Consider the following 25,262-nt stretch of genomic DNA (forward strand, 5'->3'; position numbering starts at 1 on the left):
TGGATGAAAAAATAATTATTATTTATTAAAAGGAGACAAAATGGAAATCGCAATATTAATACCCTGTTATAATGAGGAAAAAACGATTGGAAAAGTAATATCGGATTTTAGAAAGGAATTACCAGAAGCCAAAATCTATGTTTATGATAACAATTCAAATGATCAAACTGCTTCTGTTGCAACTCTTCATGGAGCAATTGTCAGAAAAGAATACAGACAGGGAAAAGGGAATGTTGTAAGATCCATGTTTTTTGATATTGAAGCTGATTACTATATCATGGTTGACGGAGATGACACTTATCCAGCCGAGTTTGTGCATGACTTATTGAAACCTTTGAAAAATAATGAGGCTGATATGGTAATTGGGGATAGATTATCTAACGGTACCTATACCCAAGAAAACAAGCGTAATTTTCATGATTTTGGAAATAAATTGGTTAGAAAACTTATTAATACGCTTTATAAGAGTGATATCAACGATATTATGACAGGGTACAGAGGTTTTAATAAATTCATAGTTAAGTCTTTTCCTGTAATGAGTACGGGATTCCAAATCGAAACAGAAATTAGTATTCATTCCTTGGATAAGCGATTTCTTATTAAAGAAATTCCTATTGATTACCGTGATCGTCCTGAGGGAAGTGTGTCAAAGCTTAATACTTATAAAGACGGATATAAAGTGATTAAGACTATCTTTACACTTTTTAAGGATTACAAGCCGTTGGTGTTTTTTTCGATCTGGGCTGCCTTTTTTTTAGTGTTAGGCTTACTGATTGGCATTCCTGTTATAGTTGAGTTTTTTCAGAACAGATATATTACGAAGGTTCCATCAGCTATCCTTGCAGTTGGTTTGGTTAATCTTTCTATTCTTAGTCAAGCTTGTGGATTGATATTGGACACTGTATCCTCAAATTCTCGCAAGCAATATGAGTTGGATCTTCACAGGGTTAAACATCTTTATAAGTAAATAATAACCAGATTTGAACGAGAGGATTGAAAAAAATGTTCTTTAAAATGCTTCAATCCTTTAGGAATAATAAAAAAGGAATTGTATTCATTCTTTTTTCAGCATTATGTACCTCTGTAGGTCAAGCTTTATGGAAGTTATCTGATCAAAAAAGTTTATTATACTTATTTTTTGGGTTTTGTTTATATGCGTTGGGAGCCTTATTAATGCTTATTGCATTCCGTCATGGTGCGCTGTCTGTTTTACATCCATTGCTTAGTGTGGGATATCTATTTGGTTTATTTATCGGATATTTTTTCCTGCTGGAGATGGTTACTTATAAAGAACTTATCGGTACCCTGATTATATTATGTGGAGTGATTATGATTGGGGGTGGAGATAGTTAAAGAAGCAATCATTCTTCTTCTAATGACACTTATGGGTGCATTTGGTGGTTACTCATTTAAAAAACTCTCTTCATATAAGATAGGTGTCAATAAAGGCTTTGTTGTGTTTTTGTTAGTTGGTGGCAGTTTATATTTTATAAGTGCAATCTTAAATGTCATCTTATTAGGGATGTTGCCTTACACAAAGGTATATCCTTTAACCTCTATAACATATTTGTGGACCTTAATAATCTCCTATTATTTCTTATCTGAACGTATTACCTTAAGAAAGATTTTTGGAATATTATTAATAATCATAGGAGCTTTCTGTCTTATCCAATGAAAGAGCATATACAAATAAGTTTATTAAAAATTTGAGGGGATATATTTTATGAAAGGCATAATCCTAGCCGGAGGCACAGGCTCCCGTCTGTTTCCTTTAACCAAAGTGACCAACAAGCACTTGCTCCCTGTCGGCAAGTACCCCATGATTTTTCACGCCATCTATAAGCTCAAACAAGCCGGCATTCATGATATTCTAATTGTAACCGGCAAAGAGCATATGGGTGATGTGGTGAATTTGTTGGGGAGCGGCAGCACTATGCAGGTTTCTTTCACTTACAAGGTCCAGGACGAAGCAGGCGGTATCGCACAGGCTCTTGGCCTGGCAGAGCATTTTGTCGGAGGGGAGCAATGTGTAGTCATTCTGGGCGACAATGTGTTCGAAGAGGATATTACTCCATATATTATGAACTTCGAAGCTCAAGGCAACGGAGCTAAAATTTTAATCCAGAAGGTTACAGATCCCCAACGCTTTGGTGTACCTGAGCTGCAAAATGATAAGATTAGTTCTATTGAAGAGAAACCGCAAATTCCTAAGAGCAGTTTTGCAGTAACCGGCATATATATGTTTGACAGCAATGTTTTTCAAATTATTAAAAGGCTCACTCCTTCCAATCGCGGCGAGCTTGAAATAACGGATGTTAACAATGCATATATTCAAAGGAATGAACTGACTTACGATGTTCTAAACGGCTGGTGGACGGATGCTGGAACACATGCTTCACTTGCGAAGGCGAATGAACTGGCTAAAGATATAATGTATGATGAGTCGTTTGGTACATTAAAACTATAGATATGAGGAGGAGCCCTGTATGAAAGTCACTCCTTTACAACTTCAAGGCGCAAGCCTACTCGAACCGGTGGTCCATGGCGACAACCGGGGTTTTTTTATGGAGAGCTATAATGAAGAAGTCATGCATAAGTCAGGAGTGAACTTTAAATTCATCCAAGACAATCAATCTCTCTCGGCAGAGGTTGGCGTACTTCGGGGATTGCACTATCAGTTGAATCCCAAAGCCCAAACGAAGCTGATCCGTGTACTTACCGGAGCCATTTATGATGTTATTTTGGATGTTCGCCGCAGTTCTCCAACTTTTGGACAATGGGTCGGGGTTTTTCTCAGCGAATATAATAAGCGGCAGCTGCTGGTCCCTAAGGGGTTTGCTCACGGCTTCTGCACACTTGTGCCAAACACCCAAGTTCTATATAAGGTGGACGAATATTATTCCCCTGAGCATGATCGCGGCATACTATGGAGTGATCCGGCGCTTGGGATTGACTGGCCGACAGCGAATCCGGTGTTGTCTGGCAAAGATCAGCATCATCCGTTATTAGAGGATGCTGAGTTGAATTTTGATTAATACTCAATGTACAGAATCGTTTCCGCTCTGGAATCGATAGCATACAATTATTTCTTTTTGAAAAAGGTGGTCAAAACCAATGAAACTCCTCATCACCGGCGGAGCCGGCTTCATCGGCAGCAACTTCGTAATATACATGCTGCAGCAACACCCTGATTACAAGATCGTTAACGTGGATGCGTTGACTTACGCAGGTAATCTGGAAAACTTGAAATCAATCGAGAACCATCCAAACTATACATTCGTCAAGGCGGACATTACCGATGTGGCGGCAATGGATGCGCTGATCGGTGATGGCGTGGATATTGTAGTTAACTTTGCGGCAGAGTCTCACGTAGACCGGAGTATCCTGGAGCCAGAGGTGTTTGTGAAGACGAATGTCTTAGGCACACAGGTACTGCTGGATGCGGCGAAGAAATACAGTATCACTAAATTCGTGCAAGTGTCTACGGATGAAGTCTATGGAACCCTTGGGGCTACAGGTCTCTTCACAGAAGAAACACCACTGACTCCAAACAGCCCATATTCCGCAAGCAAAGCGGGTGGAGATTTACTGGTACGTGCTTACCACGAAACATTTGGGCTGCCGGTTAATATTACCCGTTGCTCCAATAACTACGGTCCTTATCAGTTCCCGGAGAAGCTGATCCCGCTTATGATCTCCCGTGCACTGGCTGATCAGGCGCTGCCTGTCTATGGTGACGGAATGAATATCCGTGACTGGCTCTATGTTGAGGATCACTGCAGCGCGATTGACCTCGTTATTCATGAAGGTGTTAACGGTGAAGTGTACAACATCGGCGGCAACAATGAGCGGACCAATATGCACATCGTAAACACCGTACTGCAGGAACTGGGTAAACCGGATTCCCTGATTACTTACGTACAGGATCGACCAGGCCATGACCGCCGCTACGGTATTGATCCAGCCAAGATCACGAATGAACTGGGCTGGAAGCCGAAGCATACGTTTGAGACTGGGATTAAAGAAACGATTCAGTGGTACCTCAACAATCAAGAATGGTGGACCCGCATCCAGTCGGGAGAATACCAGAAGTATGCCGAACTTCAGTACGGCAGCCGTCTGGGGGATTCTCTGTAATGGCGAAGATGAAGGTTTTCGTAACTGGTTCGGCCGGACAACTGGGGCAGGATCTTATGCTTTTGCTGCAAAGCCAAAACTTCGAGGTGCTGGGCTGCGACCGACAGGAGATGGATATTACCGATTTGGACCAGTGTCAGGAAATCATCGGCGCCTTTGCTCCGGATACAGTCATTCATTGCGCGGCTCATACTGCTGTTGATGCGGCAGAGACCGACATTGATGCAGCTTATTTGATTAATGCTACCGGAAGCCGGAATGTGGCGCTTGCTGCTGAGAAGGCAGGAGCTAAGCTGGTGTATATCAGCACGGATTATGTATTCGATGGCATGGGAGTAGAGCCGTATCATGAATATGACAATACCGATCCTAAGAGTATCTACGGCAAGTCCAAACGTGCCGGAGAGATCCTGGTCCAGTCCTTGTCTTCTAAATTCTTCATCGTCCGCACCTCCTGGGTGTACGGCAAATACGGCAACAACTTTGTGAAAACGATGCTGAAGCTGGGACAGGAGAAGCCTTTGCTGCAGGTGGTGCATGACCAGAAGGGTTCGCCTACTTATACCGTAGACTTGGCACGTTTCTTACTTGAGCTGATTCAGACTGAAAAGTATGGTATCTACCATGCTTCAAACAGCGAAGCTTGCACCTGGTATGAATTCACAGAGGCAATCTTTGCAGAGGCTGAGGATATTCTGGGGCTACAGTTTACAGCGAAGCTTGAGCCGTGTGCCACCGAGCAGTTCCCGCGTCCTGCTCCGCGTCCGCGCAATTCGGTCATGGAGCATCTGGCCATCCGTACCAACGGGTTTCAGGATATCCGCCCATGGCGGGAGGGACTGAGAGATTTCTTGCTGGAGCTGAAGTAATAATTGGATAGATGAACCCCTAGACTGCCTAAGAAGCAGGTTGGGGGTTTTTGTCTATTTAACGGTAATAAGGCCTATCATAGCCGGCTACCTTTCTTTTCGTTATAATGATATATATGAATCACTAAAAAAACTATTTGAGAAGCAAAAAGAAGCGAAGGGGAAATTTGGAGCTGTAGGAGCGATAGCGATCGCCTTTGTCACCGGATTTCTACCTTTAACAGCGTTATGAATTAGGAAATCTGGGGACAACAGCGGCCGGAAGTCCAAATGTTCACCGCAGTGATGACTAAGCTTCAAGTTCAAATCTTAAGTGCGTCTTATATAGATTTCCAATACCGAAACCACGAATCCGAGGTACCCTATGAAATCCAAAACAGTAAGTGTACATATCGTTACCTATAACAGCGCGGATGACATTATTGATTGCTTGTCAGCAGTGCTTGCTCAGGATTATCCAATTAAAAAAATTGTGGTAGTCGATAATGCCTCGACCGATGGTTCGGCGGACAAGGTTCGGGCGTTCTACCATGAGCTTAACTCAGGCTCGCCGCAAGCGCCTGTACCAACGCTTCCCCCGGCGAACCAGAATTCAACTATTATTGCAGATAGCAGCGGCCATAATCATTGTCCATCCCTCGTCCTCCTGGAAAATGAACGTAACACCGGCTTCGCCCCCGCACATAACCAGGCGATTGCCGGGACTTCTACAGACTATGTGCTGGTGCTCAATCCCGATCTTACGCTTGCATCTGATTATGTATCCCGGCTGGTCGCCCGGATGGAGACTAACCCGCAAATTGGCAGCGCAACCGGTAAGCTTCTGCTGAAGGCGGACCACCAGCTGGTGGACAGTACGGGACTGCGTATGAATAGGGCACGCCGGGCATTTGACCGCGGGGCGGGGGAGCCGGCTGACCAGTGGAACGAATCCGGTCCTGTGTTTGGGGCGTCCGGAGCTGCGGCGATGTATTCCCGGCGGATGATTGAGGATATCAGCGTGGAGGGAGAGTTTTTCGACGCCGATTTTTTTGCCTACAAGGAAGATGTTGATGTGGCTTGGCGTGCCGGGTTATTCGGCTGGCAGTCGTACTACGATGCTGAAGCTATCGGTTACCACGAACGGGGCTGGAAAACATCCGGCCGCAGCGGCAAGGCGATGTTCATCAAAAGGATTTCCTATATTAACCGCTACAAAATGATCTATAAGAACGAATCCTCCGGCAGAATGTGGCTGACCCTGTTGTATTCCCTGCCTTACGAAATTGCTGCACACGGCTATTCACTATTGAAGGAGCCTAAGCTGCTGGGGGCCTGGTCATCCTTCTTCGCGCAGCGGGCTGTGCTTAAGCGTAAGCGCCGGTATATCCAAGGCAAGGCTAAGCAATTAATGAAACAACGGGAGTAGTAGCAAACGTATGAAGCCTTCTCTGCATTAATAAGCACCTCTACCACTATTATCCTCGATCTCCCCTGTAAAAACCTCCCTGACACGGCTCTGCCTATCAGCGGGGGTTTTGTGTTATAATGATTGTCGATAGATTACTATATTTGTCAGGAGAGTACAGCAGTGAATGTAGATGTCAGTATATTAATTCTCAATTACAACACATGCCGCCTGACAATGGATTGTATCAGGTCGGTCTATGATTCAGAGACAAGTTACTCCTATGAAATTATTTTAGTAGACAATAACTCCCATGATAACTCAGTAGAGATGATCAGCAAGGAATATCCGGATGTGCTGCTGATTGCCAATTCGGAGAATGTAGGGTTTGCCAAGGGCAATAATCAAGGAATGGAAGCTGCTTCCGGGCGGTATGTGCTGCTGCTGAATTCCGATACGGTAGTTCGTAAGGACACACTGGAGACGATGACCAGGTTTATGGACAGCCGGCCGGATGTCGGTGCTTCAGGCTGCAAAGTGATTCTGCCGGACGGGGCGCTGGATAAGGCATGCCGAAGAGGTTTTCCGACTCCGTCAGCCTCCTTTTATTACGCATTTGGCTTCAGCAAGCTGTTCCCGGACCGTCCGCGCTTCAATGGGTATCAGCTGGGCTATCTGGACCCGGATGATGAATATCCGGTAGATGCCCTGGTCGGGGCGTTCATGCTGCTGCGGCGGGAGACGATTGAGCAGGTCGGGGGTCTGGATGAGAACTTCTTCATGTATGGCGAGGATCTGGACTGGTGTTACCGGATCAAGGAAGCCGGCTGGGAGATTTATTATTATCCGCGGACGTCAATTGTGCACCTGAAAGGCGGCAGCGCGCGGCGCAGACCGTTCAAGATTGTGTATGAATTCCACCGGGCAATGATTTTATTCCACAGGAAGCATTATAGCAAGCGGTATGGCAGTATGATAAATGGAGTGGTATATGCGGGAGTCGGCGTGAAGTTCGCCCTGTCCCTGCTGCGCAATGCCCTGATTAACCCTCGTAAGGTACCAACACCAGCGCAGAGTCTGACTGTCTCCGGAGAAGCCGGAATACGTAATGAATCAAATGCTGAGGTGAGATTATGATTCGCCGTAATCAGAAGTTTTTGACCCAACTATATATGGTTGCTGATTTTCTGGTCATTCAGATTGCCTTCCTGGCGGCCTGGTGGCTGAAGTTCAAGAGCGGTTTGCTCGAGTCGTACAGAACTCTGCCTGTAGAGTCGTATGCTTACTGGAGCATTATTTACGCTGCAATTGCTGTACTGATCGGGATCCTGCTGTCGTTGTATCAGCCTAAGCGCAAGAAACGTTTTATTGATGAGTTTGTCAAAATATTTCAGGTTCACGTGATGGCGATTTTTATCCTGCTCGGCGTGATGTTCTTCCTGAAGGAAATTGATGTATCCCGGCAATATCTGGCTATCTACATGGGCTTTAATATTCTGTCCATTATGCTCTATCGTTATGTGCTGAAGAAGATGCTGAAGTCGCTGCGTGAGAAGGGCTTTAACCGCCAGTTTGTACTGATTCTCGGCGCAGGTACGCTGGGTAAAAGATTCTACAATAACCTGGAGCAATACCCTGAGCTGGGTTATGAGGCGATCGGCTTCCTGGATGATTACCATGCATGGGACGGCATTGAGGAGAAGCGCTACAAGCCGATACTCGGAACGGTGGATCAACTGGAGGGTATGCTGGAGATGCTTCCGGTCGATGAGGTGATCCTGGCGCTGCCGCTGGATGCCCACTCGAAGTATCCGTCTATCATCGCGACTTGTGAAAAGGCAGGAGTTCGTACGCTGATTATTCCCGATTTCTTCGACTACCTGCCGGCCCGTCCTTACTTTGACAACTTTGCCGGAATGCCGATGATTAATGTGCGCGATATTCCGCTGGATATGGCGGGGAACAAGATGGCCAAGCGGGTATTTGATCTCATTTTCTCGCTGTTCGCTATTATTATGCTGTCACCTGTTATGCTGATAGTAGCGCTGGGTGTGCGTCTGACATCACCGGGGCCGGTTATTTTCAAGCAGGAGCGGGTTGGCCTGAACCGCCGTAACTTCATGATGTACAAGTTCCGTTCGATGAAGATGCAGACGGAGGCTGGAGTAGACACGGGCTGGAGTACACCTGAAGATCCGCGCCGGACTAAGTTCGGAACCTTTATCCGCCGTACAAGTCTGGATGAGCTGCCGCAGTTCTTCAATGTGCTGTTTGGACAGATGAGCGTGGTCGGTCCCCGTCCAGAGCGTCCGTATTATGTAGAACAGTTCCGCGGTGAGATTCCGAAGTATATGGTCAAGCATCATGTGCGTCCGGGAATTACCGGCTGGGCACAGAGCAACGGGCTGCGCGGCGATACGTCGATTGAAGAGCGGATTAAGCATGATATTTTCTACATCGAGAACTGGTCGCTGCTGTTCGACATCCGGATCATCGCCAAGACCATCCGCAACGGCTTCAAGAATGCTTATTAAGCAATCATAAATTATCTATACAATTATCCATAGAAACGGTTGCTGCTCCCCTGAGGACAACACAGCCGTTTCTTCTTATTTTCAGTCCTACAACTCTGTTATATGTAAAGGAACCTGCTATTATGGATCGGAAAAAACTTATCGCCTCCATTATTATGATCGGGGCTGTTGCCCTGTTGCTTGTACTTACCTTAGGAGGAAAAAAGGAGCAGCCGGCTACCGGCTTCGCTGCCTATAGAGTTGTTGCCCATGCGATGGGCGGAATTCATGACTCCACCTATACCAATTCACTGGATGCCTTTATAGCTAACTATGAGCAGGGAACGCGGGTGTTTGAGGCGGATCTGCTGCTGACTAGTGACAATAAGCTGGTTGCCCGCCATGAGTGGACCGCGAATATGAGCAAGCTGCTGGGCCAGCAGACCGTTCTGCCGGCAGACAAGCAAGGCACTGTACTGAGTTATGAAGAGGTCATGGACAGCCCGATTCTGGAGATTTATTCTCCGCTTGATATTGATAAAATTATGAATCTGCTGGTCATCTACCCGGATGCCTACCTTGTAACAGATACGAAGGAGCTGGAGCCGGAGAAGGTCACGAAGCAGTTTCAGCTGATCGTGGAAGCGGCAGAGAAAAGAGATCCCGCCCTGCTGCAGCGGATCGTTCCGCAAGTGTACAGTCGCGATATGCGGGATGTGGTGAACCAGGTGTATGCTTTTCCGGAAATGATCTTTACGCTGTATCAGACGCAGGACAGTGATGAGACCGTCATTGAGTTTGTGAAGCAAACCGGTGTGGACATTACCATGCCGACTACAAGAGCCACTAAGAGCTTTGTGCGCAAGCTGACCAATGCCGGCGCCCGCGTCTATGTGCATACGGTGAATGATGAAGAAGAGATCAGGGAGCTGTCGCGGATGGGCGTGAACGGATTTTATACGGATTTCGTCTCAGAAAATGACTTGAACCTGATCAAGGGCGTACGTTGACAGGTGCAAAGCTCCTAAAGCAAAAAGGCGAAAAAATGTTCGCATTTTTGCCCTGTTTAAATTGACACTCCCTTTGTGCTGACATAGACTAGAGATACGGCTTTTGCTTGTGCAGGAGTGTATTTGTTGTTTGGAATTACAGGGAATTGAAGGATGTATTCAGATGAATAATGAGGATGGAAGATCATGAATGGAATGCGGCAATTCATCAAGCCGTGGCGGCATGTGTTCAAGCTGGACCCTGACCGGGAGCTTGGCGACAGAGAACTGGAAGCGGTCTGTCAATCGGGAACGGATGCAATTCTGGTAGGCGGCTCTACCGGAGTGACTTACAGCAATACCGTGAGTCTTCTTGCAAGAATACGGAAGTATAATCTGCCATGTGCGCTTGAAGTCTCGGATCTGGAAGCGGCTGTGCCGGGTTTTGATCTGTACATGATTCCTATGGTGCTTAATACTCCGGATACGTCATGGATTCTGGGACAGCACCGCCGGGCGATTGAACGCTTCGGCAGCCTGATTCCCTGGGACCTGCTGCTGGCGGAAGGTTATATCGTGCTGAATGAGGATTCTTCGGTGGCGCGGCTTACCGGGGCAGACTGCTCGCTGAGCGCTGAAGGGGCGGCTGCGTATGCGCAGATTGCCGACAAGCTGATGAATTTGCCGGTAGTCTACCTGGAGTACAGCGGAAGCTTCGGAGATATGGAAACGGTGCGCGAGGTGCGGGAAATGGTCGGGCACAGCCAGCTCTTTTATGGGGGCGGAGTAACTGGTGCCTCAGAAGCAGTGCAGGCGGCGGCGCTATGTGATACAGTGGTGGTCGGCAATATTATATACCGTGATCTGGAGCAGGCGCTTTTGACGGTACAGGCAGTGAAGAGTACGCCGCAGCTTGAACGGGAACAGTGGCTGTAGATTTAAATAAGCTTATATTCAGAAAGGAGCATGTTACACATGCAACTTGTTAACATACAGGACGCCGTAAGCCGGCTTAATCCTCCGCAGCGCCAGGCTGTGGAGACAACTGAGGGGCCGCTGCTGATTATGGCCGGAGCAGGCAGCGGTAAGACCCGGGTGCTGACGCACCGGATTGCCTGGCTGATTGCTAATCGGAAGGCGCCGCCTTGGGCGATTCTGGCGATTACCTTTACGAATAAGGCTGCCCGGGAGATGCAGGAGCGTGTCTCGAGGCTGGTAGGGCCGGAGGGGCGGGATATCTGGGTATCCACGTTCCACTCGATGTGCGTACGGATTCTACGCAAGGATATTGACAAGATTGGCTTCACTTCAAACTTCTCCATTCTGGATTCTACGGACCAGCTGTCCGTAATCCGCAATTGTATGAAGGATTTAAATATCGATACCAAGAAGTTTGAACCGAAGGCTGTGCAGGCCGTTATCAGCGCGAACAAAAATGAATTGATCACTCCGGCGCAGTATGAGCAGAAGATCGGTGATTATTTTGAAGGGCTCGTGGCCCAGGTATACACCAAGTACCAGCACCGGTTGAGAAGCAATAACTCACTCGATTTCGATGATCTGATTATGAAGACGATCCAATTGTTCAAGGATGCGCCTGAAGTACTTGATTTCTATCAGAAGAAATTCAAGTACATCCATGTCGATGAGTATCAGGATACGAACCGGGCGCAGTATATGCTCTGCCGGATGCTTGCCGACAGCCACCATCGGATCTGCGTGGTCGGCGACAGCGACCAGTCCATCTACCGCTGGCGCGGGGCGGACATTACGAACATTCTTAACTTTGAAGAGGATTACCCGGAAGCCAAGACCATTCTGCTGGAGCAGAACTACCGCTCTACCTCCAACATTCTGAATGCAGCGAACGGCGTCATTGCACTGAACACCGGCCGCAAGCCGAAGAAGCTGTGGACGGATTCAGACGAGGGTGCGAAGATCAAAGTGTTCCGCGGCGATTCCGAGCATGATGAAGGCTACTTCGTCACCGGAGAGATCAGCAAGAACGTGAAGCAGGGGCAGGCATACCAGAACCATGCGATTCTGTACCGTACCAATGCCCAGTCCCGGGTAATAGAAGAAATTCTGATCAAATCCGATATTCCGTATCAAATTGTCGGCGGGATCAAGTTCTATGACCGCAAAGAAATTAAGGATCTGCTGGCCTACCTGCGCCTGCTGTCGAATCCGGATGATGATATCAGCCTGGCGCGGATTATTAATGTGCCGAAGCGGGGGCTTGGTGACACTACTGTCGGTAAACTGGCGGCAGCAGCTGCTTCCCAGGGGGTATCGATCTTCCGGGCGCTGCAGACGGTGGATGACCTCGGATTCGCCGGACGGACCCGCAACACACTGGTGGAGTTCTACGATATGATCGAAGCGCTGCACCGTATGGTGGAATTCCTCTCGGTGACCGAGCTGACGGAGAAAATACTGGAGCTGACACAATACCGGCTGGAGCTGCAAAATGAGAACACGCTGGAATCACGCTCGCGTCTGGAGAATATCGACGAATTCCTGTCTGTAACCATGGAATTCGAGAAGAACAACGAGGATAAGTCGCTGATCTCCTTCCTCACAGATCTGGCGCTCGTGGCCGATATCGATAGCGTGAATGATGAGGAGGAGCGCAGCGATGCCGTTGTGCTGATGACGATGCACAGTGCGAAGGGGCTGGAGTTCCCGACCGTCTTCATTATCGGGATGGAAGAGGGGGTATTCCCGCACAGCCGTGCCTTCCAGGACAATGATGAACTGGAGGAGGAACGCCGGCTGGCGTATGTGGGCATTACCCGTGCGGAGAAGCAGCTGTTCCTCAGCTGTGCACGGATGCGCACGCTGTTTGGCCGGACGACGGCGAATCAGCCGTCGCGCTTCCTGGAGGAGATTCCGGAGGAGCTGAAGGAAGACACCGTCCGGGAATCGGACCGCTTCCGGCGCGGAGGCGCGGAGGTGGGCGGTGCCTATGGCGGCCGCGGCTTCGGCGGAGGCGGAGGCAGCCGGGGGAACTTCGGCAGCAAGGCAGGGGCTGCCGGAAATGCGCCGGCAGGCGGCGGTGCCGCCGCATTCGGCAGCGGTAGCTCGGCGGCAGCTAAGCCCGGCGCGGGCCGGGTCGTGGTGACAACCGGCGGCGCGCAGCGCACGACGGGCGGAGCCGGAGCGGCTGCGGAAGCCGGCGGCTTCAAGGCCGGCGATAAGGTGGCCCACGGCAAATGGGGCACCGGCACCGTTGTGGCCGTGAAGGGCAGCGGCAATGATACGGAGCTGCAGATTGCCTTCCCGGCGCCGGTAGGGGTGAAACGGCTGCTGGCCGGTTTTGCCCCGATTACCAAAGTTGAATAAATGAAGCTGCGATTAACGATTATGTTTTTGGACCACGCTAACCGTAGGATACCTATTTGACGAAGGGATGTGCCGGATGGACGTTATGCATACCATGGAAGAGCTCGTAGACGAGCTGAATCAACATAATTATCATTACTATACGCTTGATACGCCGCAGATCAGTGATAAGGAATATGATGTGCTCTATGATAAGCTGGTTCAGCTTGAGGCGGAGAGCGGCCTTGTTCTTCCCGCTTCTCCTACCCAGCGTGTCGGCGGAGAACTGCTGAAAGGCTTCACTCCGCACCGGCATCTTGCACCCTTGTGGAGTCTCGATAAGGCCCAGAATATCGAACAGCTGCGCAGCTGGAACACCCGCGTACTGAAGCTGGTGAATGACTATAACACGAAGAATCCGGACAATCCGCTGCCGGAGCCGTGTTATGCTGTAGAGCTTAAGTTCGACGGCTTAACACTTAACCTGACTTACCGGGACGGTGCACTGGTCCAAGCGGCAACGCGGGGCAATGGGGTGACGGGGGAAGGGATTTTGGCTCAGGTGAAGACGATTAAGTCGGTGCCGCTCACGATTCCATTCAAGGAAGGCGTAATTGAGGTTCAGGGTGAAGGGATTATGAATCTGTCTGTTCTGGCTGATTACAACACCCGTGCAGCTGAACCGCTGAAGAATGCACGCAACGGCGCTGCCGGAGCCCTGCGCAACCTTAACCCGAAGACGACAGCTGACCGCAGGCTGAATGCTTTCTTTTATAATGTGGGGTATGCCGAAGGTGTACAGTTTGCCGACCATCAGGAGATGATGGATTTCCTGCGCAATAGCCGGTTTAAAGTCAATCCATACCTTACGTACTTCGCTAATTTCGATGAGGTAACCGGGCAGCTGGCAGAGATTGAAGAGAGCCGCGCCGGCCTGGATTATCTGATCGATGGTGCAGTAATCAAGGTGACGGATTTCCGCATCCGCGAAGCGCTGGGCTATACGGATAAATTCCCGCGCTGGGCAGTTGCTTACAAGTTCGAGGCGGAAGAGACTACGACTGTTCTGGAATCAGTCAGCTGGAATGTGGGCCGGACCGGCAAGGTTACTCCTCTGGCCCGCGTAGAAGCGGTTGAACTGGCGGGAGTTACGGTCCAGAATTGCACGCTTAACAATGTAGGCGATATCGAACGCAAGAATCTGAAGTTTGCGCTGGGCACCCGCGTGTTCATCCGCCGCTCCAATGATGTCATCCCGGAAATACTCGGCAAGGTGACGGAAGAGAGCGATGGAGAAGAAATTATCTTCCCTGAGAACTGTCCGGCTTGCGGATTCCCGCTGGAAATGCGCGGAGCGCACTTGTTCTGCAACAACAAGCTGGACTGCAAGCCGCAGATTGTTAGCCGGATTACGCATTTCGCCTCCCGGGATGCGATGGATATCGAGACCTTCAGCGAGAAGACAGCAGGCCAGCTGCATGAGGAGCTTAGCGTGCGTGAGCCGGCTGATCTGTATGAGCTGACCTTCGAACAGCTGGTGAAGCTGGAGCGATTCGGGGAGAAGAAGGCAGCGAACCTGCTTCAGGCGCTGGAAGACAGCAAGGGGCGGGATCTGGCTTCCTTCCTGTTCGCACTCGGCATCCCGAATACAGGCAAAGCGACAACCCGGATGCTGGCCGACCATTACCGCAGCCTTGAGGCTGTAATGAATGCAACAGCAGAAGAGCTGGCCGGTCTGCCTGATATCGGCGGCATTGTGGCTGAGAGCATTGTGAGCTTCTTCGCAGATCCGTTTGTCGTCACCAGCATTAACCGCATGCTCAGCCTGGGGGTAGAGGCCAAAGCGCCAGAAGCGCCGCGGCAGGTGAGTACAGACTCTTATTTCAGCGGCAAGACTGTGGTCCTGACCGGTTCGCTGCAGAAGCTGACCCGCGAGGAAGCGGCTGAACGCCTGGAAGCGCTTGGTGCCAAGGTATCCGGCAGTGTATCCAAGAAGACGGATATTGTTATTGCCGGGGAGAAGGCGGGCAGCAAGCTGGCCAAGGCCCAGCAGCTGGGGATTCAAGTGATTGAGGATGAGGATGAACTGATCCGGCTGCTGGAAATGTAGGCCGGCAGGTCCAGAGTTCACTTAGCACAGTAAGAACAGGGTCCTGTACCCCATCGCTTTCGGGCGAAGGGGTACAGGGCTTTTTTTAAATAATTGTGGCTAAAGAAAATTGTGACGGCATTGTCTAGAGCTTGTAAGTCTGGTTTTCCTGAAATAAATGGATTTTCTCCACTTGCTGAGAAACCGGAGGAGAGACATTCAAAGAGCAGTTGGAAAAACAGCACTTAATTTACGTCAAATCGGCCAAAGCAGGGTAAAGGCGAGAAATTAAATGACGTTTATCCAATTAAAATCTAAAAAGCAGCCAAAATGATGAAATTAAGATACGTTTGTCCACGTAATTCCGTCAGATGGGAGCGGATCAGCGTCAGCCAGCGCGTTGAAGCCGCTGCTTATTAATAAGAGCCTTCGCTGGAACAGTGAACAGCAGCCAAGCTGTTGAATGGCAACCAGCTGAGTTCGCCCTGAGGGCAATATTGTTCAAATATATATATTAGGAGAATGTATCCTGACTGTTAAATGGCATCACATGAACAATTGATAATTTAATACAAAACTTAACTAATTATGACAGTCGCCTAACCTTTCCAAGTTAAGCTTTGCTTAAGAATTTTCCATAACAAGGAAGGGGTATACAATGAACAAGCTTATGAAGGGCATTGTCTTTGGGGGATTAGCAGCAGCGGTAGTTTCAGGAGCAACACTGGCCGGTGCGGCACAGAGTACGGCTAACAACACAGCAGCAAGTACAAAAGCCCAGTCCAAGAATCTGATTGTTCTGATTGGCGATGGTATGGGGCCGGCCCAGATTTCAGCGGCGAGATATTATCAGCAGTATACGAAGAGCGTCAGCCACCTGAACCTCGATCCTTACTATGTAGGACAAGCCACTACGTGTGCAGACCGCGGGGAAGACGGCGGCAAAATCGTATCCGGTATCGTTACAGACTCTGCATCAGCCGGAACTGCTTTTGCAACAGGACATAAAACATACAACGCAGGCATCAGTGTGTCCAACGAGGACGTATCGAAGCCGTTTGCATCCATTATCGAAGCTGCCGAGAGCAGCGGCAAGGCTACAGGACTTGTGACCACAGCACGTATTACCCACGCGACTCCGGCCGTTTACGCCTCCCATGTGCGCAGCCGCGATAATGAATCCGCCATTGCCTCGCAGTATCTGGAGAGCGGTGTAGATGTGCTTATGGGCGGCGGGAAGCAGTTTTTTGTAACCAAAGAGGAAAAGGGCAAGCGTACGGACAAGAATATCCTTCCTGATTTCCAGGCGAAAGGCTATACGGTGGTTGAGAATACCGCAGCTTTAAATGCGCTGACCTCCAAGAACGCGAAGGTGCTGGGCCTGTTCGGCAGCTCGCATGTGGCTTATGTCCCTGACCGGACTGCAGAAATCCCGAGCCTAGCAGCAATGACCTCGAAAGCGCTGAATATCCTGTCCGCAGATAAAGACGGCTTCGTAATGATGGTTGAAGGCGGGCGGATTGACCATGCCGGTCATGCCAACGATCTGCCGACCCTTGTGCAGGAAGCGCTCGACTTTGATGCAGCGTTCAAGACTGCGATTGAATTCGCGAAGAAAAACGGGAATACTTCCGTCGTTGTTACCGCTGACCATGAAACAGGCGGCCTCTCCCTCTCCCGTGACAATATTTACGAAATCAACATTGACCTGTGGGATAAGCAAAAGCATTCCTCCGAAAGCCTGGCAGCCGCGCTTGAAGCAGCGCAGACGCCGGAAGAAATCCGCAGTATCGTAACGCAGAATACGTGGATTACCGATCTGACCGATGAAGAGGTTACCCAGATTATGAACGGTGACGGTTCCTCATACAAACGCGAAGGTGCATACAACGCAGTAATCTCCAAGCGTCTGCTGATCGGCTGGTCCGGCCACGGACATTCGGCGGTGGATGTCGGCATCTGGGCATACGGCCCGATCGCGGACAAGGTGAAGGGTCAAGTGGACAACACACAGATTGCCAAGGCCGGGGCAGGTATCCTGGGGCTTGATCTGAACAAGCGTTCAGCCGAGCTGCAGTCCAAATATCTGTATCCGAAGTTTAAAATCAGCCGCGACAACGAGGTGCTCTATCCGGCAGAAGCTTTGGCCAAGGCGCTTGGCGGTACCTATAAAGGGGATGCAGCCGCAGCCAAGCTTACGCTGGCCAAGAATACCATTGATGTGAACCTGAGCGCGAAAACAGCAAATCTGAACGGCAAATCAGCCGATTATACAGTTGATGTTGATAACGGGGTGCTGTACCTTCCGCTTAGTGCATTCAGCAAGCTGAAAGGCGCGAACTTAACCTGGGACTCCTTGTCTGAGCGGATCCAATTGAGATAGGAGTGGCGGGAGTGCTCCAAATCCATGGTTTAAAAAAGCAGTTCAAGGTGGATGGCCGGGCAGTGCCGATCCTCGATATCCCGCAGTGGAATGTGAGAAAAGGAGAGCATGTAGCCATTACCGGACCCAGCGGGTCCGGTAAAAGCACGCTTTTGCATCTCATTAGCGGAATTATGGGAGCGGACAGCGGCAGTATTGTGGTGGGCGGAACGGCGCTTCATGAGATGACTGAAGCGAAGCGTGATGCCTTCAGGGCATCCGCTATCGGCTATGTACTGCAGGACTTTCATCTGATTCCCTCCCTGACAGCCAGGCAGAATATTGAGATTGCCATGACTTCCCGGCTGGCGCATAAGGAGCGGCGGCAGATCGTAGACGGCTGGCTGGAGCAGGTTGGACTTGAGGGACGCGCTCAGCATCTCCCTTCCCAATTATCACGCGGCCAGCAGCAGCGGGTTGCGATAGTAAGGGCACTGATAAACCATCCGCCGCTGCTGCTGGCCGATGAGCCTACCGGCAGCCTGGACTGGGAAACGGCGGATGAGATTTCTTCTCTTTTGCTTGAACTCAGCATTACGCAGGGTCACACCTTAATCGTGGTTACACATGACCTTAACATGGCTAACCGGTTTCCGCGGTGTCTGAATATTCAAGATATTAACGGGATCCGGAGGGAGCCACTGTCTGGATCTATGCTTCAGAGGCGTCACGTCATACAGGAAGAGGTGACATTATGAGCCTCTTCGGGCTGACGCTCCGAAATGTACTGCACCGGCGTTTTCTGTCTTTGCTTACGGTTTGTGCAGTGGCGGTTACAGTCGCTTTTATCGTGCTGCTGGCATTATCCCGGGAGAGTGTAGAGCAGGGGGCCAAACAAGGCTATGGCCCCTATGATCTTGTGATTGGAGCGGCAGGCAGTGAAACGCAGCTTGTGCTGAATACCTTTTATCATATAGGGGCACCAACCGGAAATATCCCGCTTGCTGTCTTGGATCAGGCGCAGCAGGATAAGTCTGTTGCTGAAGCCTATGCGATGACCACGGGGGACAACTACAAGGGATTCCCGATTGTCGGACTGGATGCCGGTTATTTCTTTACCCGCTACGGTGACACCAAGCTGCAGGAAGGCGCGATGTATGCACATACCGGAGAGACGATTGTTGGATCGTATGTTGCCCGTTCCTTAGGTTTGAAAGTAGGAGATAGCTTCACGGGTGCACACGGGCTGGTGCAGGAAGGTGGCCACGAGTCTGCTGAGGCTGGGCACGCAGAGAATCATGAAGCTGAGGCGAGTGCCGGGCACGCGGAGGATGAAGGGATGCCGGAATCGCATGATGAAGAGCATGCCCATGACAGCTTCCGCTACACAGTTGCAGGCATTCTGCCTGAGCTGCATACTCCGGATGACCGCGCGGTGTTTACGACCGTAGATTATGCCTGGGCCGTGCATGAGCTTGCCCCTGAGGACAGGGAGATCACCGCAGTACTCGTCAAGCCGGCCAGCCTGCTTGGGGCACATGATCTGAAGCAGGCGTTCGACGGCAGTAATGGCGTCCAGGCGGCTTACACCAGCAAGGCCGTCTCCGATGTGCTGAATGCAGTTGATCAAGGCTCACGGCTGCTCAGCGTACTAACAGCAATTTGTGTACTGCTCGCTGCTATTTCGATTCTGTTATCCCTGATTGCAGCAGCCGGAGAACGGAGCAAGGATGTAGGGATACTGCGTCTGCTTGGCAAATCCAAAGCTTATGTGTGGCTGACTTTAATTAGTGAAGGCCTGCTGCTGACCATTACGGGGCTCATAGCAGGTTTGCTGCTCGGCCATCTAGCGGCATACCTGCTGAAGGATGCGCTGTTTGCCCAGGCGGGTATTCAGATCGAGCCGGGCCATCTGACAGGAGAGCACTGGATGATTGTTCTAGGAGCTATTGCTATCGGCCTGCTCTCCTCGCTGGGACCGGCCTTCCGGATGTACCGGATGCACCCGCTGGCTTTGTTCAAATCATAGGAGGTACACACATTTGATACGATTACAGGGAAGACTGATTCTGCTGTCGGCTGCTGCTGCAGGGATACTGCTGCTTCAGGGCTGCGGCCAGGATGGCACGGCTGAAGGAAAAGGCGAATCCTTTGCCGTTGCCACAGCCGCACAGGCTTCGGATGGCATAGCAGCCACGGCTGCTGCCCAAGCCGAAGCGTCCCGGCAGCCGGCTGCTGAGGCCACAGCGGGTGCTGAGCCTGCCGGAGCTGCAGCCACACCGGCGCCGCAGGCAACTACGGCCGCCGCAGGGCCTGTTCAAGCTGCCGGGCAGGCCGGGACAGCTGCAGCAACCGTGACGGCTGCTGACAACAAGCCGTCTGGCTCTGCGGCTGCGTCGTCTGTACCTGAACCGTCTGCGGCCCAGGCGGCTGCCTCACCGCAGCCCCCCGGGAAGACGGCTGGTTCCTTGGCGGGCACCGCCGTTCCTTCACCTGTCCGCAGCGCGCAGCCGGCAGCGGCAGAGCAACCGGCGGAGGAAGCTGCCGGAGCGGCGCCTGTTAAGGCCGGCACTGTCCAGGCGGCCGCTCCGCCGCCGCCAGCCTCATCCCCTTCAGGCAATACGGGGATTGACTGGAACGGCTTCTTTGACGGAAGCGATCAGACCCGGCCGTCAGAGCGGTTCTGGGATCTCAGCGGCAGCAAGGTGACGATTAAGGGCTTCATGGGCGAAGTGCTTTCCTTTGAGAAAAACTGGTTTCTGCTCATTCCGGAGCCTGGCGCAGAGTGTCCGTTCGACAACGGCGATGAGACTTACTGGAACAAGATTATGATTGTATTTGTTCCGGAAGGCAGCAAGCTCCGCTACACCAGTGGTCCTCTCGAAATATCGGGGCGTCTGGATGTGGGCATAAAGATAGACGAATCAGGTTACAAGACGATGTTCCGCATTTATGATGCTTCCTTCACAAGCCTATAGCCTACATTAAGCAACAAGCCTGCTTATCCCGGCCGGGACAAGCAGGCTTGTTGTTCTTTTAACTCGAGATGAAGCTTATCTAACCCCGGGCAGCAGGTTATACCCGCTTCGCACCGGGCAGCCAGGCATCCTTATCGTACCCGCGCAGCTCCCAGTATCCGGTATGATCCTCTGCAATCAGTTCAATCCGGTTCAGCCATTTGACCGATTTATAGGCATACATTTGCGGAGTCACAAGACGTACCGGTCCGCCGAGCTGATTCGGGATCGGCTTGCCGTCATGCAGAACGGCTACCATCACATCCTCCATCCGGGCCTGTGCAAGGGTAAGAGAGTCGGTATACACACCGTCACCAGAATAGAGCTTGACCGTAGCTGCTGTATTTTTCACACCGGCCATATCCAGCAGCTTGTAGAGCGGTAGCCCCTCCCATGTATTGTTATATACAGACCAGCCGGTTACACAGTGAAAATCACTGACCTGCACCTCGCGCTGCAGCTTGACGAATTCTTTCCAGTTCCAGGTGAATTTCTTATCCACCAGACCATCAATCGTAAACGACCAGTTGGAGTTATCGAACGCGGGGATATCAGTAACCGTGTATACACGGAAGCTACCGTCTGCTCCGCCGCCAACCGGTGGGGAGGAATCCGCCAGGGGAACTGGATCGGGCACAAGAGTGTTGGCATTACCCGCAGCATAGTCGGCTGTGCCGGGCAGCTGCAAGGCTTTTGAGGCCCAGCGAACAAAAGTCGGACCTAGTGTCACGGCCAGTCCTGCACCAACCGCAAGCTTAACAAATCCGCGCCGCGTATATACAGGCTGAGAGCCGCCGTAAGGGGCTGGACGTTTCGGCACATCAGCAGCGGTGCTTCCGGCATTAGTCTCTTCGGCCACGATAGAACGCTTCTTCGGCTCCTTCAGCCATTTCACCCGGGTGATCGAGTGATAGATAATTACCGGCAGTCCGATCCAGGTGAGCAGGTCATGAATCAGCAGGGCCGCATTCGCTGCCCTCGGTCCGGCAAGTCTGAATTGCCAGAGCACAATTCCGGAGATCAGCCAGCCAAGCAGAAGGGCAAGAACGAAGATAACGTTTGTTTTTTGCCCGGTTTTGCCCTTTAGCCGTTTCCAATGCTTGGCAGCCAGCAGCAAATAATAGATGACCGGAATCAGCAGGGCCAGTCCAAAGACGATATGAGCCCATTTCAGCCACACTCTGCCCTCACCCAGCAGCTCACGCCAGAAGCCGCCGATCAGCAGCAAGCCGCTAAGCGCCAGGAACAGTACGAGCCACGTATTCCACATATGAATGGAGACAAGCTTTTTGCCGTAACCTTTGCTTATTCTTGTAAGGATGCTCCTCAATAGCCTTCCCTCCTCCTGAACCTCCAACACATAATAATCATTCAAGTTTTAACTAATTGTACCGCAAAAAATGCCGGTTGAATAATTTCTCTGCCTTATCTGTATTTACGCAAAAAAGTCCATCATACCCATGCAGGGAATAGATGGACCAGCATTTCATATATAACAGGTTAGCCGGATTACTCTGCTGCCCATTCCTCCAGTTGCTTATCCCCCGGCAGCAGCAGCGCAAGCAGGCCGAGCAGCGGAAGAAAGCCGCAGGCCACGAACACAGTTGCAATTCCTATTGTATCAATAAGATGCCCGATCACGACAGAACCAATTCCGCCGAGACCGAAGGCAAGCCCGGTAATCAGACCTGAGACCGTGCCGATATTGCCCGGATAGAGCATTTGCGCATAGATCACCGTGACGGAGAAGCTGGACAACAGCACGAATCCGGAGACAATCAGCAGCACCGCCGCCCAGAACTGGTTCACAAAAGGCAGAGCCAGCGCAAACGGCACCGTGCCGATCATCGAGATCAGAATCAGATTCCGGCGGCCGAACCGGTCGGCAAGCGGACCTCCGAAGAAGGTTCCTACAGCACCAGCTGCGAGATACATGAAAATATAAATTTGCGCATGATCCAGTGTCATTCCGTATTTATCCATTAAGTAGAAGGCATAATACCCGCCGATGGAAGCGCCGTACCAGGAGCGGACAAATACAAGGAAGACCAGAATGACAGTGGCGATAAGAATGCGTCTGCTGCGGGCTGGATCGATGGTGCGGGAGACTGCTTTTTTGCGGAAGGTGTATCCGGCATCCAGCATCTCGCGGTACCAGCGGGCTACATATGCCTGGACGGCAACTCCGGCCGCAGCAATTACGGTGAAGCCGAGTGCCCCCATCTGCCCGAAGGGGATAAACACCCATTTCATTAGTAGAGGCCCTAAGGACTGCCCGGCATTGCCGCCTACCTGAAAGATCGATTGAGACAGACCCTTGCGCTGGCCTGCGGCCATATGGGCTACACGCATACCTTCAGGATGGAAGGCTGCTGAACCGAAGCCAACAAGAATTACGGATACAATAACAAGGATGTAGTTCCCGGCAAAAGCCAGCATAAAGACACCAGCAAGCGTGCAGCACATCCCGAGCGGTAGTAATATAGGACGCGGTTTGCGGTCGGCGGCATATCCGATAACCGGCTGAATGACCGATGAGGTGAGATTAAGGGCAAAGGCGATCCAGCCAATCTGCGCATAAGAGAGCAGCATGTTGTCCTTCAGTACCGGGAACATTGCCGGGATAAGCGCCTGAATGGAATCATTGAATAAATGGACAAAGCTGACTGCAAGTAAAATGCGGTAAATAGTTGCTTGCTGCAAATTACGCGGCTCCTCCATAACTTTGGAAGGGGCTGAGGATGCTTTCTTGTTAGACATGAGAACTCCTTTCAAGATGAGAATAAGAAATGGTAATTAGAGGAGACAATAAATTCTATTGTATCTACTATCAGGGCAGTATGGGAATCAATTTGTGCCGGGTGGAGTGTAATTATGCGTTGTTTTATTTATTTATGAAAAAAGCTTGCAAACATCTGCACGGCATGATATATTATCTCTTGTGCTTATGAGACATCGACGCCGGTTGAAACGGCCGAGTGAAAAATAAGTTGACAAGAAATGAATAAACATGATATGATCTAATTCCTGTGCAAGATACATAATGTTGAAATGCCGGGAGCAAGTTCTTTGAAAACTGAACAAATGGAACGCGTTAATTTTTACAAAGATTCATTTAATGAATCGTCAGTTTCAAAATGAGCAATCGCTCTTTTCGATAGTTTTCGGATGGTTATTTCCTCGGAGTGATTCGGGTGAAGTGGCCGCTCGGAAAAACCTAATTGGAGAGTTTGATCCTGGCTCAGGACGAACGCTGGCGGCGTGCCTAATACATGCAAGTCGAGCGGAGTATTTCCTTCGGGAAATGCTTAGCGGCGGACGGGTGAGTAACACGTAGGCAACCTGCCCTCAAGACTGGGATAACTACCGGAAACGGTAGCTAATACCGGATAATTTCTTTTTTCTCATGGGAGGAGAATGAAAGGCGGAGCAATCTGCCGCTTGAGGATGGGCCTGCGGCGCATTAGCTAGTTGGTGAGGTAACGGCTCACCAAGGCGACGATGCGTAGCCGACCTGAGAGGGTGAACGGCCACACTGGGACTGAGACACGGCCCAGACTCCTACGGGAGGCAGCAGTAGGGAATCTTCCGCAATGGGCGAAAGCCTGACGGAGCAACGCCGCGTGAGTGATGAAGGTTTTCGGATCGTAAAGCTCTGTTGCCAGGGAAGAACGTCCGGTAGAGTAACTGCTACCGGAGTGACGGTACCTGAGAAGAAAGCCCCGGCTAACTACGTGCCAGCAGCCGCGGTAATACGTAGGGGGCAAGCGTTGTCCGGAATTATTGGGCGTAAAGCGCGCGCAGGCGGTCATTTAAGTCTGGTGTTTAAACCTTGGGCTCAACCTGGGGTCGCACTGGAAACTGGGTGACTTGAGTACAGAAGAGGAAAGTGGAATTCCACGTGTAGCGGTGAAATGCGTAGATATGTGGAGGAACACCAGTGGCGAAGGCGACTTTCTGGGCTGTAACTGACGCTGAGGCGCGAAAGCGTGGGGAGCAAACAGGATTAGATACCCTGGTAGTCCACGCCGTAAACGATGAGTGCTAGGTGTTAGGGGTTTCGATACCCTTGGTGCCGAAGTTAACACAGTAAGCACTCCGCCTGGGGAGTACGGTCGCAAGACTGAAACTCAAAGGAATTGACGGGGACCCGCACAAGCAGTGGAGTATGTGGTTTAATTCGAAGCAACGCGAAGAACCTTACCAGGTCTTGACATCCCAATGAAAGCATTAGAGATAGTGCCCCTCTTCGGAGCATTGGAGACAGGTGGTGCATGGTTGTCGTCAGCTCGTGTCGTGAGATGTTGGGTTAAGTCCCGCAACGAGCGCAACCCTTGACTTTAGTTGCCAGCAGGTAAGGCTGGGCACTCTAGAGTGACTGCCGGTGACAAACCGGAGGAAGGTGGGGATGACGTCAAATCATCATGCCCCTTATGACCTGGGCTACACACGTACTACAATGGCCGGTACAACGGGAAGCGAAGCCGCGAGGTGGAGCCAATCCCAGCAAAGCCGGTCTCAGTTCGGATTGCAGGCTGCAACTCGCCTGCATGAAGTCGGAATTGCTAGTAATCG

The 25,262-nt window shown here is 50.8% G+C and carries 20 protein-coding genes and 1 rRNA gene (1 of these 21 running past the window's edge); 19 read left to right on the plus strand and 2 right to left on the minus strand.

Features of this window, described 5'->3' with window-relative positions; genetic code table 11:
• Positions 1-40 precede the first annotated feature (40 nt).
• The 18 genes from LOS79_RS27740 to LOS79_RS27825 all read left to right on the plus strand — a co-directional run bounded on the left by LOS79_RS27740 (position 41) and on the right by LOS79_RS27825 (position 20,648).
• Positions 41-967 (plus strand): glycosyltransferase family 2 protein, encoded by a 927-nt coding sequence (locus tag LOS79_RS27740; protein WP_315413973.1) that lies wholly within the window; start codon positions 41-43, stop codon positions 965-967.
• 35 nt (positions 968-1,002) lie between these two features.
• Positions 1,003-1,353 carry an EamA family transporter gene (locus LOS79_RS27745; RefSeq protein ID WP_315413974.1) on the plus strand — a complete coding sequence of 117 codons (351 nt, stop codon included), beginning with the start codon at positions 1,003-1,005 and terminating at the stop codon, positions 1,351-1,353.
• Between the two features lie 22 nt (positions 1,354-1,375).
• A complete protein-coding gene (locus LOS79_RS27750; RefSeq protein ID WP_315413975.1) occupies positions 1,376-1,675 on the plus strand; it encodes an EamA family transporter in 300 nt (99 codons plus the stop codon).
• A gap of 48 nt (positions 1,676-1,723) precedes the next feature.
• On the plus strand, positions 1,724-2,467 hold the full coding sequence (locus LOS79_RS27755) for a sugar phosphate nucleotidyltransferase (protein WP_315413976.1): 744 nt from the start codon (positions 1,724-1,726) through the stop codon (positions 2,465-2,467).
• A gap of 19 nt (positions 2,468-2,486) precedes the next feature.
• Positions 2,487-3,035 carry a dTDP-4-dehydrorhamnose 3,5-epimerase gene (gene rfbC / locus LOS79_RS27760; RefSeq protein WP_315413977.1) on the plus strand — a complete coding sequence of 183 codons (549 nt, stop codon included), beginning with the start codon at positions 2,487-2,489 and terminating at the stop codon, positions 3,033-3,035.
• 79 nt (positions 3,036-3,114) lie between these two features.
• The gene (gene rfbB, locus LOS79_RS27765; RefSeq protein ID WP_315413979.1) at positions 3,115-4,137 is read left to right on the plus strand and encodes a dTDP-glucose 4,6-dehydratase; all 1,023 of its coding nucleotides are present in this window, start codon (positions 3,115-3,117) and stop codon (positions 4,135-4,137) included.
• A gap of 8 nt (positions 4,138-4,145) precedes the next feature.
• Entirely contained in the window at positions 4,146-5,006 is an 861-nt protein-coding gene (gene rfbD, locus LOS79_RS27770; protein WP_315422486.1) for a dTDP-4-dehydrorhamnose reductase, read from the plus strand.
• 364 nt (positions 5,007-5,370) lie between these two features.
• On the plus strand, positions 5,371-6,414 hold the full coding sequence (locus LOS79_RS27775) for a glycosyltransferase family 2 protein (RefSeq protein ID WP_315413981.1): 1,044 nt from the start codon (positions 5,371-5,373) through the stop codon (positions 6,412-6,414).
• A 216-nt stretch (positions 6,415-6,630) separates the two neighbouring features.
• Complete coding sequence (locus tag LOS79_RS27780) at positions 6,631-7,530, plus strand: glycosyltransferase family 2 protein (protein WP_397386816.1); 900 nt, start codon at positions 6,631-6,633, stop codon at positions 7,528-7,530.
• Entirely contained in the window at positions 7,527-8,927 is a 1,401-nt protein-coding gene (locus tag LOS79_RS27785; RefSeq protein WP_315413984.1) for an undecaprenyl-phosphate glucose phosphotransferase, read from the plus strand. The genes LOS79_RS27780 and LOS79_RS27785 overlap by 4 nt, the downstream gene beginning before the upstream one ends.
• Before the next feature lie 122 nt (positions 8,928-9,049).
• Positions 9,050-9,916, plus strand: a complete 867-nt coding sequence (locus LOS79_RS27790) for a phosphatidylinositol-specific phospholipase C/glycerophosphodiester phosphodiesterase family protein (RefSeq protein ID WP_315413985.1) — start codon at positions 9,050-9,052, stop codon at positions 9,914-9,916.
• A 195-nt stretch (positions 9,917-10,111) separates the two neighbouring features.
• Entirely contained in the window at positions 10,112-10,831 is a 720-nt protein-coding gene (locus LOS79_RS27795; protein WP_315422488.1) for a heptaprenylglyceryl phosphate synthase, read from the plus strand.
• A 39-nt stretch (positions 10,832-10,870) separates the two neighbouring features.
• Positions 10,871-13,240 (plus strand): DNA helicase PcrA, encoded by a 2,370-nt coding sequence (gene pcrA, locus LOS79_RS27800; RefSeq protein ID WP_315413986.1) that lies wholly within the window; start codon positions 10,871-10,873, stop codon positions 13,238-13,240.
• Positions 13,241-13,316: 76 nt separating this feature from the next.
• On the plus strand, positions 13,317-15,329 hold the full coding sequence (ligA, locus tag LOS79_RS27805; RefSeq protein ID WP_315413987.1) for an NAD-dependent DNA ligase LigA: 2,013 nt from the start codon (positions 13,317-13,319) through the stop codon (positions 15,327-15,329).
• 637 nt (positions 15,330-15,966) lie between these two features.
• Positions 15,967-17,691, plus strand: coding sequence for an alkaline phosphatase (locus LOS79_RS27810; RefSeq protein WP_315413989.1), 1,725 nt, complete (start codon positions 15,967-15,969; stop codon positions 17,689-17,691).
• Positions 17,692-17,702: 11 nt separating this feature from the next.
• Positions 17,703-18,428, plus strand: coding sequence for an ABC transporter ATP-binding protein (locus tag LOS79_RS27815; protein ID WP_315413990.1), 726 nt, complete (start codon positions 17,703-17,705; stop codon positions 18,426-18,428).
• The gene (locus tag LOS79_RS27820; protein ID WP_315413991.1) at positions 18,425-19,699 is read left to right on the plus strand and encodes an ABC transporter permease; all 1,275 of its coding nucleotides are present in this window, start codon (positions 18,425-18,427) and stop codon (positions 19,697-19,699) included. The genes LOS79_RS27815 and LOS79_RS27820 overlap by 4 nt, the downstream gene beginning before the upstream one ends.
• Before the next feature lie 13 nt (positions 19,700-19,712).
• A complete protein-coding gene (locus LOS79_RS27825) occupies positions 19,713-20,648 on the plus strand; it encodes a hypothetical protein (RefSeq protein WP_315413992.1) in 936 nt (311 codons plus the stop codon).
• A gap of 97 nt (positions 20,649-20,745) precedes the next feature.
• Here LOS79_RS27825 and LOS79_RS27830 read toward each other — a convergent pair whose 3' ends face one another.
• A complete protein-coding gene (locus LOS79_RS27830; RefSeq protein ID WP_397386817.1) occupies positions 20,746-21,957 on the minus strand; it encodes a molybdopterin-dependent oxidoreductase in 1,212 nt (403 codons plus the stop codon).
• A gap of 239 nt (positions 21,958-22,196) precedes the next feature.
• Positions 22,197-23,447 (minus strand): MFS transporter, encoded by a 1,251-nt coding sequence (locus LOS79_RS27835; RefSeq protein ID WP_315413995.1) that lies wholly within the window; start codon positions 23,445-23,447, stop codon positions 22,197-22,199.
• Positions 23,448-23,905: 458 nt separating this feature from the next.
• On the opposite strand from LOS79_RS27835, the gene LOS79_RS27840 reads away from it, so the two are divergent.
• Positions 23,906-25,262, plus strand: a 16S ribosomal RNA gene (locus LOS79_RS27840); it runs 191 nt beyond the window's last position.

The sequence above is a fragment of the Paenibacillus sp. MMS20-IR301 genome, from assembly GCF_032302195.1.
In the GTDB taxonomy this organism is placed as follows: Bacteria; Bacillota; Bacilli; order Paenibacillales; family Paenibacillaceae; genus Paenibacillus_AQ.

Coding starts and splice junctions, on each gene's coding strand:
- LOS79_RS27740 (WP_315413973.1), top strand. CDS start 41: ATGGAAATCGCAATATTAATACCCTGTTATAATGAGGAAAAAACGATT.
- LOS79_RS27745 (WP_315413974.1), top strand. CDS start 1,003: ATGTTCTTTAAAATGCTTCAATCCTTTAGGAATAATAAAAAAGGAATT.
- LOS79_RS27750 (WP_315413975.1), top strand. CDS start 1,376: ATGACACTTATGGGTGCATTTGGTGGTTACTCATTTAAAAAACTCTCT.
- LOS79_RS27755 (WP_315413976.1), top strand. CDS start 1,724: ATGAAAGGCATAATCCTAGCCGGAGGCACAGGCTCCCGTCTGTTTCCT.
- rfbC (WP_315413977.1), top strand. CDS start 2,487: ATGAAAGTCACTCCTTTACAACTTCAAGGCGCAAGCCTACTCGAACCG.
- rfbB (WP_315413979.1), top strand. CDS start 3,115: ATGAAACTCCTCATCACCGGCGGAGCCGGCTTCATCGGCAGCAACTTC.
- rfbD (WP_315422486.1), top strand. CDS start 4,146: ATGAAGGTTTTCGTAACTGGTTCGGCCGGACAACTGGGGCAGGATCTT.
- LOS79_RS27775 (WP_315413981.1), top strand. CDS start 5,371: ATGAAATCCAAAACAGTAAGTGTACATATCGTTACCTATAACAGCGCG.
- LOS79_RS27780 (WP_397386816.1), top strand. CDS start 6,631: ATGGATTGTATCAGGTCGGTCTATGATTCAGAGACAAGTTACTCCTAT.
- LOS79_RS27785 (WP_315413984.1), top strand. CDS start 7,527: ATGATTCGCCGTAATCAGAAGTTTTTGACCCAACTATATATGGTTGCT.
- LOS79_RS27790 (WP_315413985.1), top strand. CDS start 9,050: ATGGATCGGAAAAAACTTATCGCCTCCATTATTATGATCGGGGCTGTT.
- LOS79_RS27795 (WP_315422488.1), top strand. CDS start 10,112: ATGCGGCAATTCATCAAGCCGTGGCGGCATGTGTTCAAGCTGGACCCT.
- pcrA (WP_315413986.1), top strand. CDS start 10,871: ATGCAACTTGTTAACATACAGGACGCCGTAAGCCGGCTTAATCCTCCG.
- ligA (WP_315413987.1), top strand. CDS start 13,317: ATGGACGTTATGCATACCATGGAAGAGCTCGTAGACGAGCTGAATCAA.
- LOS79_RS27810 (WP_315413989.1), top strand. CDS start 15,967: ATGAACAAGCTTATGAAGGGCATTGTCTTTGGGGGATTAGCAGCAGCG.
- LOS79_RS27820 (WP_315413991.1), top strand. CDS start 18,425: ATGAGCCTCTTCGGGCTGACGCTCCGAAATGTACTGCACCGGCGTTTT.
- LOS79_RS27830 (WP_397386817.1), bottom strand. CDS start 21,957: ATGTGGAATACGTGGCTCGTACTGTTCCTGGCGCTTAGCGGCTTGCTG.
- LOS79_RS27835 (WP_315413995.1), bottom strand. CDS start 23,447: ATGTCTAACAAGAAAGCATCCTCAGCCCCTTCCAAAGTTATGGAGGAG.